Below are 9,788 nucleotides of genomic sequence, written 5' to 3'. Positions count from 1 at the left end.
ACGACCAACGACCTTCCGCTCAGGCAACCCCCGCCGCATCCAGCAACGTCCGCACAGTCTCGACGGTCAACCCGTCCAGGGACTCCAACTTCGCACCGGCGCGGGCACTCGCCCCGTCGAAGACCAGCATCAACTGCCGTGCCAGCAGGGCGGGATCAGCTGCACCACCCAGCTCGGCCTGGACGCGGAAGGCCTCCTGCAACGTCTCCTTCGCCGCACGGGCGACCACGCTCGCCGGATGCTCGGGATCCTTCAGCTCGACCATCGCGGCGAGAAAGGGGCAGCCCATGTACTCGGGCTCGGCCGACGCCTTCTCCGCCTGCTCGAAGACGTACAGGATCCGTTCGCGGGGCGTACCGGCGTCGTCCGGGCCGGGCATGAGCCGCGCCGCGTAGCCCGGGGCACGCCGCTCCAGGCTCGCGGCCAGGACCTCGTCCTTGCTGTCGAAGAGCTGGTACATCGACCGTTTCGAGACTCCGGCGGACCGGCACAGCGCCTCGACGCCGATGGAGACGCCGTCGCGGTAGAAGAGCTCGGCCGCCGCGTCGAGCAGCCGGTCTCGGGGGGACGCCTTGTCTGTCGTGGCCATACTGCGAGGTTACCGCGCCGCAGGCCAAGAGGAAACCGATCGGTGTACAGGCTTGCGCAGAGGTCTGCTCCCGGGTGACAGTGAAGGTGAGCAAGCGCTTGGATATGCCGCGTACCAACACACCACCCGTGATCCGCCGGAGGCCCCGTGTTCCGTTCCGTCGACGAAGTCGCCGCGCGCCTCGCCGAGACCGGCTATCTGGCCTCGCCCGCCGTCGCCACGACCGTGTTCCTCGCCGACCGCCTCGGCAAGCCGCTCCTCGTCGAGGGCCCGGCCGGCGTCGGCAAGACGGAGCTGGCGAAGGCCGTCGCCGAGGTCGCCGGGGCGGAGCTGGTCCGGCTCCAGTGCTACGAGGGCGTCGACGAGTCCCGGGCGCTGTACGAGTGGAACCACGCCAAGCAGTTGCTGCGTATCAGCGCGGGCCGCGACGAGAGCTGGGACGAGACCCGCACCGACATCTTCAGCGAGGAGTTCCTGCTCCCCCGCCCGCTGCTCACGGCGATCCGCGGCGATGCCCCGAAGGTCCTGCTGATCGACGAGACCGACAAGGCGGACGTCGAGGTGGAGGGCCTGCTGCTGGAGGTGCTCAGCGACTTCCAGGTCACCGTCCCGGAGTTGGGCACGATCACCGCGACCCGCCGCCCCTTCGTGGTCCTCACCTCGAACGCGAGCCGTGAACTCTCCGAGGCCCTGCGCCGCCGCTGCCTGTTCCTCCATATCGGCTTCCCCGACGAGGAGTTGGAGCGCCGGATCGTACGGCTGAAGGTGCCCGGGCTCGGCGAGACGCTGGCCGAGTCGGTGGTCCGGGTGGTCGGGGCGCTGCGCGAGATGGAGCTGCGGAAGGTGCCGTCGGTGGCCGAGACCATCGACTGGGCCCGCACCCTCCTGGCCCTCGGCGCCGACACCCTCGACGAGACGGTCGTACGGGACACCCTCGGCGTGCTCCTCAAGCACCAGGACGACATCCTCAGGGCGGCGGCGAAGCTCGACCTGGACGCGGTGTGACCGCCTCCGAGGTCACTGATGTCGCCGAACGGCTGACGGGCCTCGTCGCGGCGCTGCGCGCGCACGGTCTGCGGATCGGGACCGGCGAGACCGTCGACGCGGCGCTGGCGATGGAGGCGCTCGGGTTCACGGACCGCGAGCTGCTGCGCGAGGGCCTGGCCGCGACGCTGCTGCACGGGACCGCCCAACGCCCGGTGTTCGACCCGGTCTTCGACCTCTACTTCCCGCGCGGCATCGGAGCACCGCAGGGCGAGCCCACCGGCCGCGACGACCTGCGCGACCGGCTCGCGGCGGCGCTGGCAGCCAACGACCAAGCTCTGATGGGGCAGTTGGCGGCGGAGGCCGTCGACGGTTTCGGTGGCTACGGCAATTCCCCCACGACGGACGGCTGGTCCTCGCACCAGACGCTGGAGTGGCTGCGCCCGCAGACGCTGCTGGCCCGGGTGCGGACGAGCATCCGGGCGCAGGGCGGGGACGCCGGCTTCACCGACCGGCTGCTGGACGACGAGATCCGGCAGCGCATCGAGGGCTTCCGGCGGCAGGTCGCCGGGGAGGCGCGGCGCCGGGTCGCCGAGCGGCGCGGCCGGGACGAGATCGCCCGCCGGGCGGTGGCGCCGACGGCCGACCGCGTCAACTTCCTGTTCGCGGGCCGGGCCCAACTGGCCGAACTGCGCAGGGCAGTTCAGCCGCTGGCCCGGAAGCTGGCCACCCGCCTCGCCGCCCGCCGGCGCCGCGCCTCCCGGGGCACGATCGACCTGCGGCGCACCCTGCGCGGTTCGCTGTCCACGGGCGGGGTGCCGATGCGGCCCGTGCTGCGCAGGCGTCGGCCCGTCCGGCCCGAACTGGTGCTGCTGTGCGATGTGTCGGGCTCGGTGTCGGGCTTCTCCGACTTCACGATGCTGCTGGTGCAGGCGCTGCACGACCAGTTCAGCAGGGTCCGCGTGTTCGCCTTCGTCAACCGCCTCGACGAGGTGACCGCACTGCTCGCACACGGCACGGCCGACCCCGAGGGCCTGGGCGCCCGCATCCGCGCCGAGGCCACCCTCACCGGCTGGCACGGAAGCAGCGACTACGGCGTCGCCCTGGGCGAGTTCGCCGAGCGCTACGGCGACGCGGTCGGCCCGCGCACGACCGTGTTCGTCCTCGGCGACGCCCGCACCAACATGAGCGACCCGAATCTCCCGGCCGTCCGGCACATCGCCCAACGGGCCCGCCGCGTCTACTGGTTGAACCCCGAGCAGCGTTCCCAGTGGGGCACCGGCGACTCGGCCGCGCCGGACTACGCGGAACTGGTCGAGATGCACGAGTGCCGGAACGCGAAGCAACTCAGCGCGCTGGTCGGGCGGTTGCTGCCGATCTGAACTAGACGGCGGTCAACTGCGGGTAGAGCGCGGCGCCCTCTGCGGACAGCCCGGCCTTCACCTGGCGGGTCAGATCGTCGGCCAGGACCTCGAAGGCGCCGGCCTCGATGCCGTCGAGGGCCTGTGCCGCCACGCTCTCGGGAGTGGACTTGGGCCCGTCGACGTGTGCGGCCATGTCGGTGTCGACGTAGCCGACGTGCAGTCCGGTGACCTCGATGCCGCGCGGCTTCAGGTCCAGGCGCAGGGAGTTGGTCTGCGACCAGAAGGCGGCCTTGGAGGCGCTGTAGGAGCCGGCGATACCGACCCAGGACAGCACCGAGTGGAAGTTCAGGATGTGGCCGCCGCCGTTGCGCTCGATGATCGGCACGAAGGCGCGCGTGACGAGCAGCGGGCCATAGAAGTTGGTCTCGAACTCGCGGCGGATGTCCTCGACGGGCGAGTCCAGGAAGTTCGCGTTCACGGCCGCGCCCGCGTTGTTGATCAGGATCGTGACGTCCTGCGCCTGCTCGGCCGCCGCCGCGACGGACGCGGGGTCGCTGACCTCCAGCGCCAGCGGTACGGCGTCGGGGTGCGTGACGGTCTTCGGGTCGCGGGCGGTGGCGTACACCTTCTTGGCGCCGCGCTCGTACAGGGCCTCCACTAGTGCGCGGCCGATGCCACGGCTGCCGCCGGTGACGAGGACGACGGAACCTTCGATGTTGGTCATGGAGATCTCCGGGATGAGGGGATGCCGTGGAGCACCCGACGCACGGTGGAAACCGATCGGTTTCCCCATGTCGACCACAGTAAACCGATCGGTTTCCAGGAGCAAGCCCGACCGCCGATGAATTGCCGGAGCGCGCGATGATGTACGTCATGAGCGACCTCCGCGTGGAACTGGCCACCTTCCCCACTACCGTCGAACCGGCGCCCCGGCTGGCCACCGCGATCGGGCTCGGCCCGGACGACCTGTGGATCAAGCGCGACGACCTGACCGGCCTCGGAGGCGGCGGCAACAAGATCCGCAAGCTGGAGTGGACCGTGGGCGCGGCACTGGCCGAGGGCGCGGACACCCTGGTCACCACGGGCGCCCCGCAGAGCAACCACGCCCGACTGACGGCCGCCGCCGGAGCCCGGCTGGGACTCGCCGTGGTGCTGGTGCTGCGCGGATCTCCGGGTGTGTCGCGCTCGGGGAACCTCGCCCTCGACGGGCTGTTCGGCGCCCGGATCGCCTGGGCGGGCGAGGTGGACCAGGCCGGACTGGACCGGGCGGCGGCCGAGGTGTGCGAGAAACTGCGCGGCACCGGCGCCAAGCCGGCATTGATTCCGTTCGGTGGTTCCAGCGCGCTCGGCGCACGCGGGTACGCGCACTGCGGCGAGGAGTTGCGCGGGCAGCTGCCCGATCTCCGTACCGCCGTGGTCGCGCTCGGCTCGGGCGGCACGATGGCGGGGCTGGTGGCCTCGCTCGGGGTGGAGGCGGTACTCGGCGTCGACGTGGGCGCACTGCCCGAACCGGCCGCCGCCGTATGCGAGTTCGCGGGTCTGGCCACACCGGAGGGACTGCGGATCCGGCACGACCAGGTCGGCGCCGGCTACGCCTCGCTCACCGCGCCGACCGCCGAAGCGCTCACCCTGGCCGCCCGCACCGCCGGGCTCGTGCTCGACCCGACGTACACGGGCCGGGCGATGGCCGGTCTGATCGCGGCCGTCCGGGACGGTGACATCGGGCCGGGCGAGCGGACCGTGTTCGTGCACACGGGCGGGCTGCCCGGCCTGTTCGGACACGGGGAGGGCGTCGCGTACGCGGAGGGGCAGGTCGTCGAGTACCGGGCATGACATACGCGCCCGGCGGGTGCGGTGCCGCGGGGCGCGTACGTCCGGAGGGGCTACGGTGCCTTCGCGTAGTCCTTGGCCATGGCGCCGGCGAAGTCGTACACGATCACCTGCTCGTCGCCGACGACCCACGCGTCATGTCCCGGCGAGCACACGAAGACGTCGCCGGGGCCCACTTCGCTCTCGCCGCCGTCGTCCATGCGCAGATGCATCCGCCCCTGGACGACGTAACCGTTGTGATGGATCTCGCAGCTCTTGGTGCCCGCGATCGGGGCCACGGACTCGGACCAGCGCCAGCCCGGCTCGAACGTGCCCACCGCGAAGTCGAGTCCGGTGAGGTGGACCGCTTCGAGGTGACCACGGGGGAAGTCACGCCGCTCGTCCGGCTTCTCGACCGTCTTCACTTCCAGCATGACGGCTGCCTCCATTCCGGCCGCGCACAGCACGACCGGGGCCGGTCTCCGTCTCCCGGCAGCCACGGACGGCACCGGCGCTCCGGCGGGGGCCGCGCCCCACCACTCCATCGTCTTCCTGTCCACCCGGGAGCGCCATTCGGGGGAACGGCTGCCGGGGCCTGTCCGGCGGATCAGAACGCAGGAAAACAGCGGCACCCGATCAGCGCTGGTCAGCGGGGTGAGGTGCGTGCCGTTGCAAGGCGGAGAAGGGAGTCGACGCGGTGGGCGGGGCGTGCGTGTCCCACCCGGCGTCTGCGACAGGACCCGTCGGACCGGCCCCAGGGCACGGTCACGACGAGCCGCTGCCGCACAGCTGCGCGAACCGCTCGGCGCCGATGTTGCCGCCCGAGACGATGATCCCCACCCGGCCGGTGACCCGGCCCGCGCGCCCGGCGAGGAGCGCGGCCAGCGGGGTGGCGCCGCTCGGCTCGACGACGATCTTCAGCCGCTCGAAGGCGAACCGCATCGCGTCCTTGATCTGCTCGTCGCTCACCAGCGCGATCTCGTCGACCAGCCGCCGGTTCACGGAGAAGGTGAGCTCACCGGGCGTCTCGGCCGCCTGTCCGTCGGCGATGGTGCGCGGCACCGGGATGGTCACGCGCCGGCCCGCCTCCAGGGACCGCTTGGTGTCGTCCCCGGCCTCCGGTTCGACGCCGATCACGCGGGTGCCGGGGTTCAGCCCCTTGACGGCGGTGGCCGTCCCGGCGATCAGCCCGCCGCCGCCCACGGGCGTCAGCACGGCGTCCAACTCCCCCACTTCCTCTACGAGTTCGAGTGCGGCCGTGCCCTGTCCCGCCATGACGTGCGGATGCTCGTAGGGCGGGATGAGGGAGAGTCCGCGCTCGGCGGCCAGGGCCTCGCCGATGGCCACCCGGTCGCCGGTGTAGCGGTCGTACGTGACGATCTCGGCGCCGTAGCCCGCGGTGGCGGCCAGCTTCGAGGCCGGGGTGTCCTCGGGCATGACGATCACCGCGGTGGTGCCGAGTTCGCGGGCGGCGAGGGCGACGGCCTGGGCGTGGTTGCCGGAGGAGTAGGCGGCGATGCCCCGGGCCAGTTGCTCCGGGGTCAGCCGGGAGGCCGCGTTGTAGGCGCCGCGGAACTTGAAGGCGCCGATCCGCTGGAAGTTCTCGCACTTCAGGAACACCTCGGCGCCGACGAGTTCGTCGAGGGTGCGCGAGCGCAGGACCGGTGTGCGGTGGGCGACACCCTTGATCTGCGCGGCGGCGTCACGGACGTCGTCGAGGGTGATAGGCGGGGTGGTGGTCGTCACGCGTCTCCTCCAGTGGAAGCGGAACCGGGATCGGAAGGTGTGCCCGTCGCCCGGGCCTGGGACAGGTAGTTGTAGGCGGAGGCGCGGGAGATGCCCAGCCGGGCGGCGACCTGCTCGACGGCCCGGCGCACGGCGAAGACCCCGTGCTCGTCGAGGCTGCGGAACAGCTCCAGCCGCTGGGCGCGGCCGAGTTGGACCCAGGTCCTGCTCTGCCGCAGCTGATGCGCGTCGACGATGGCCTCGACCACGGAGTCGATGTCGTTGCCGAAGGTGGTCGTACCCGACGCCTCGCCCGCCCCGGTCCCGACTCCCCCGCCGATCCCGGCGAGCACGGCCTGCGCCTGCTGTACGGCGGTGACGTCGACGTTGACGCACAGCGCGCCGAACACCGCGCCCGTCGAGTCCCGCAGCACCATCGTGGACGACTTGAGCAGTTGGCCGCCCTTGGTCCGGGTGAGGTAGTTCAGCTCGTCGCCGGCCTCGTCCCCGCGCGCCAGCACCCGCAGCCCGATCTCACTCATCGCACCGCCCACCGAGCGCCCGGTGACAGCTCCGGCGACGGCGACCACGGACTTCTCCGGGTGCCGGTAGTCGTGCAACACGACCTCGCACACGGGCCCGAAGGTCGCCGCGATCCCCTCGACTACGGACCCCAACGCACCGATGATCGCGTCCCGTTGGGCGTCCAGGGCAGGGTCACTGTCCACCTTCCCTCCCCCCACACCTAGACAATCAGTCCAACCACTATACTCACATTCCACCCGCTCGGCCCGGATGGCCGCCGGTCCCCCTTGACTCTCAAGTCGCTCGAGATCCCATAGTGATCGGCATGAACGAGCTCTACTCCATCGGAGAGGTCGCCCGCCGCACCGGCCTGAGTGTGAGCGCGATCCGGTTCTACGCCGGCGAGGGCGTCGTCACACCCACCGGTCTCGCCGGCGGCGGCTTCCGGCAGTACGACGTGCACGCCATCGCCCGGCTCGAACTCGTGCGGACCCTGCGCGACCTGGGGACCGGCCTGGACGACATCCGCCGGGTACTCGGCGCCGAGACCACCCTGCACGACCTGACGGTCACTCATCTGCGGCTGGTCGAGGACCAGTTACGGCAGTTCCGGGCGCGCTCCGCCGTGCTGCGGACCATCGTGCGGCAGCACGCCACGACGGAACAGGTGAGCCTGATGCACAAGTTGGTGTCGATATCCGACGACGACCGCGACCGGCTCATCGGCGAGTTCTGGGACCACGTGACCGAGGGCCTGGACGTCCATCCCGCCTACATCGAGCAGTTGCACAGCAGACGGCCGCATTTGCCCGAGGAGCCGTCCACCGAGCAGCTGGAGGCCTGGATCGAACTCGCAGAGATCGTAAGGGACTTGGAGTTCCGTACGGCGCTACGGGACTTCTTCCACCGCGCCTTCGGCACCGAGCAGGGCAGCCCGGTCAACTGGTCGTCCCCGCCTGGCATGTCGCGTGCGGCACCTGCGCCGCGTGCGCGTCCGGCCGCCCCACCGGTTGTACGACCGTTCCGCGCAACGCGATGTTCGGCCTGCCCACCGGCGGTGACTTCGGCGGCTTCTTCTCCGAAGCGGTCCGCATCCCCTACGCCGGCTACGGGTTGGCGCCACTGCCCGAGGGTGTCAGCGCCCGCGCGGCGGCATCCGTGGGCGACAACCTCTCCGACACCTACAGCGCGGTCGCCCCGGCGCTGCGCAACGCGTCGGGCGCCGACGTCCTCGTCATCGGCGGAACCGGCTCGGTCGGAGTCTTCGCCGTCACCTTCGCCAAGGCACTCGGCGCTTCCTCGGTCTGCTACGTCGACACCTTCGACCCAGAGTGCGTCGAGCTCGCCCGCGGACTGGGCGCCGAGATCCTCGACGAAGTGCCCCGCGGCCGCGAGTTCCAGGTGACGTTCGACGCGTCCGGCCGGCCCGACGGGCTGCACGCGGCCCTCAACGCGGTTGCCCGGAACGGCACTTGTCACAGTTTCGGCATCTACTGGCAGGACGTCGCCGTGCCCGTCCTCTCGATGTACATGCAGGGCGTTACCTTCACGACGGGCCGGCCCAACGTCGGCCCGGTCATCCCCAAGGTACTCGCCCTCATCGCCGACGGCACCGTCGACCCGCTCCCGGTGTTCTCCGACGTCGTGAGTTTCGAGGACGCCCCGACCGCCCTGGCCCAGGGCCTCCGCAAACCCCTTGTCGTCCGCGAGGGCTACTAGACAGAACGACATCCACGAGACCGAACGACGGCTACTGAACCGAGCCAAGGAGACACCCATGAACCGCATCGTCGTCCAGTACTTCGACCCCGCCGACCCCGAGGCCTTCGACGCCCGGTACCGCGATGAGCACGTCGCGCTGGTGAAGGCCATCCCCGGTCTCGTCGACTTCCAGCTCGCCCACCCGCGCGGGCTCAGGGGCGTGACGCCGTATCTGGTGGTCGAGATGTACTTCGCCGACGAAGACGCCCTGGCCACCGCGATGCGGTCCGCCGAGTTCGCGGAGGCCGGAAAGCACGCGGCAGGGTTCGAGGTCGCGTCGACCGCCCTGTACATCTCCGATCCGCAGCAGGCCTGAGACGAGCAGGCCCGGGCGGCGCCCGGCGTCCGTATCGGGTTCAAGGTGGCGCCGTGGAGCCTGGCCTCGAACACACCCTGTTCCACGGCATCACGGGCGCGGCCACGGTCACGCGCGAGGACGCCGCCCGGCCTTCCAGCGCCGGAGCCTGAAGACGATCACGGAGACGAGCGTGACGACCAGGCTCACTTCGGCGACCGCGTTGTCCGCCTTCGGCGCCACGCCCGTGTAGTGCCAGATCAAGGCGACGGTGAGCATGAGGCTTCCCCCGAAGACACCGAAGGCGGTGGCCAGCGACAGGCGCGCGCCCCTATTCATCGGGGTCTTGGCCATGACGATCGGTTCGGACGTCTGTTGCAGGGTGATGTAGTCGTCCTTGTCGACGGTGACGGCAGCGAGCGCATCGGCCGCGTCGCCGCCCGGCGCGCACATGAAACTGGCCGTCCCGCCCTCTTCGACCAGGACAGTGAGGGGCCGGCTGCTGCACCAGGCGATCTTCAGCTGGAGCCGGTGTTCTCCTGACGGCACTTCGAAGCGGACCGTCTTCCCTCGGCGGATACTGCCCACTCGGGTGTCGTCGATGAGAACGTCGTAGCCGCGGAGCATGTCGCGATAGCCGCCCCGCACCCGTGACAGCACGACGGTTCCGTGGGCGGGTACGGCTCTTTCCTCGTCGTCCATCGCGGCCCCCTTCGCACGAACACCGTGGTCGCCG

12 protein-coding genes and 1 pseudogene are annotated in these 9,788 nt (G+C 70.9%); 6 read left to right on the top strand and 7 right to left on the bottom strand.

Going from position 1 to position 9,788, the window contains the following annotated elements; all coding sequences use genetic code 11:
- Nucleotides 1-19: 19 nt before the first annotated feature.
- Nucleotides 20-589 carry a TetR/AcrR family transcriptional regulator gene (locus SSP08S_RS15080; RefSeq protein ID WP_019068449.1) on the bottom strand — a complete coding sequence of 190 codons (570 nt, stop codon included), beginning with the start codon at nucleotides 587-589 and terminating at the stop codon, nucleotides 20-22.
- A gap of 147 nt (nucleotides 590-736) precedes the next feature.
- Here SSP08S_RS15080 and SSP08S_RS15075 point away from each other — a divergent pair, with 147 nt between their 5' ends.
- Entirely contained in the window at nucleotides 737-1,594 is an 858-nt protein-coding gene (locus tag SSP08S_RS15075; RefSeq protein WP_019068448.1) for an AAA family ATPase, read from the top strand.
- Nucleotides 1,591-2,955, top strand: coding sequence for a vWA domain-containing protein (locus tag SSP08S_RS15070; protein ID WP_019068447.1), 1,365 nt, complete (start codon nucleotides 1,591-1,593; stop codon nucleotides 2,953-2,955). The genes SSP08S_RS15075 and SSP08S_RS15070 overlap by 4 nt, the downstream gene beginning before the upstream one ends.
- Before the next feature lies 1 nt (nucleotide 2,956).
- On the opposite strand, the gene SSP08S_RS15065 is transcribed toward SSP08S_RS15070, so the two are convergent.
- Nucleotides 2,957-3,661, bottom strand: a complete 705-nt coding sequence (locus SSP08S_RS15065; protein ID WP_026178504.1) for an SDR family oxidoreductase — start codon at nucleotides 3,659-3,661, stop codon at nucleotides 2,957-2,959.
- A 149-nt stretch (nucleotides 3,662-3,810) separates the two neighbouring features.
- On the opposite strand from SSP08S_RS15065, the gene SSP08S_RS15060 reads away from it, so the two are divergent.
- Complete coding sequence (locus SSP08S_RS15060; protein WP_026178503.1) at nucleotides 3,811-4,770, top strand: pyridoxal-phosphate dependent enzyme; 960 nt, start codon at nucleotides 3,811-3,813, stop codon at nucleotides 4,768-4,770.
- Between the two features lie 50 nt (nucleotides 4,771-4,820).
- On the opposite strand, the gene SSP08S_RS15055 is transcribed toward SSP08S_RS15060, so the two are convergent.
- The 3 genes from SSP08S_RS15055 to SSP08S_RS15045 all read right to left on the bottom strand — a co-directional run bounded on the left by SSP08S_RS15055 (nucleotide 4,821) and on the right by SSP08S_RS15045 (nucleotide 7,199).
- Nucleotides 4,821-5,180 (bottom strand): cupin domain-containing protein, encoded by a 360-nt coding sequence (locus tag SSP08S_RS15055; protein WP_026178502.1) that lies wholly within the window; start codon nucleotides 5,178-5,180, stop codon nucleotides 4,821-4,823.
- A 331-nt stretch (nucleotides 5,181-5,511) separates the two neighbouring features.
- Nucleotides 5,512-6,492: a threo-3-hydroxy-L-aspartate ammonia-lyase gene (locus tag SSP08S_RS15050; protein ID WP_019068443.1), complete on the bottom strand. Its 981-nt coding sequence runs from the start codon at nucleotides 6,490-6,492 to the stop codon at nucleotides 5,512-5,514.
- Complete coding sequence (locus SSP08S_RS15045; protein WP_019068442.1) at nucleotides 6,489-7,199, bottom strand: helix-turn-helix transcriptional regulator; 711 nt, start codon at nucleotides 7,197-7,199, stop codon at nucleotides 6,489-6,491. Before SSP08S_RS15045 ends, SSP08S_RS15050 begins: the two co-directional genes overlap by 4 nt.
- Before the next feature lie 122 nt (nucleotides 7,200-7,321).
- Here SSP08S_RS15045 and SSP08S_RS63390 point away from each other — a divergent pair.
- Nucleotides 7,322-7,474, top strand: a pseudogene (locus SSP08S_RS63390) (MerR family transcriptional regulator); the annotation flags it as partial.
- 293 nt (nucleotides 7,475-7,767) lie between these two features.
- Here SSP08S_RS63390 and SSP08S_RS63385 read toward each other — a convergent pair.
- Nucleotides 7,768-7,959, bottom strand: a complete 192-nt coding sequence (locus tag SSP08S_RS63385; RefSeq protein ID WP_245607885.1) for a hypothetical protein — start codon at nucleotides 7,957-7,959, stop codon at nucleotides 7,768-7,770.
- A gap of 72 nt (nucleotides 7,960-8,031) precedes the next feature.
- Between SSP08S_RS63385 and SSP08S_RS55340 the strand changes: the two genes are divergently transcribed.
- Together SSP08S_RS55340 and SSP08S_RS15030 are read left to right on the top strand one after the other, a co-directional pair.
- Complete coding sequence (locus SSP08S_RS55340; RefSeq protein ID WP_019068440.1) at nucleotides 8,032-8,715, top strand: zinc-binding dehydrogenase; 684 nt, start codon at nucleotides 8,032-8,034, stop codon at nucleotides 8,713-8,715.
- Nucleotides 8,716-8,773: 58 nt separating this feature from the next.
- Nucleotides 8,774-9,073 (top strand): EthD family reductase, encoded by a 300-nt coding sequence (locus SSP08S_RS15030; RefSeq protein WP_019068439.1) that lies wholly within the window; start codon nucleotides 8,774-8,776, stop codon nucleotides 9,071-9,073.
- A 108-nt stretch (nucleotides 9,074-9,181) separates the two neighbouring features.
- Here SSP08S_RS15030 and SSP08S_RS55335 read toward each other — a convergent pair whose 3' ends face one another.
- A complete protein-coding gene (locus tag SSP08S_RS55335) occupies nucleotides 9,182-9,754 on the bottom strand; it encodes a hypothetical protein (RefSeq protein WP_019068438.1) in 573 nt (190 codons plus the stop codon).
- Nucleotides 9,755-9,788: the final 34 nt, after the last annotated feature.

This window comes from Streptomyces hokutonensis, from assembly GCF_000376565.1.
GTDB lineage: Bacteria > Actinomycetota > Actinomycetes > Streptomycetales > Streptomycetaceae > Streptomyces > Streptomyces hokutonensis.
This window is presented reverse-complemented; position numbering and strand designations above follow the sequence as displayed.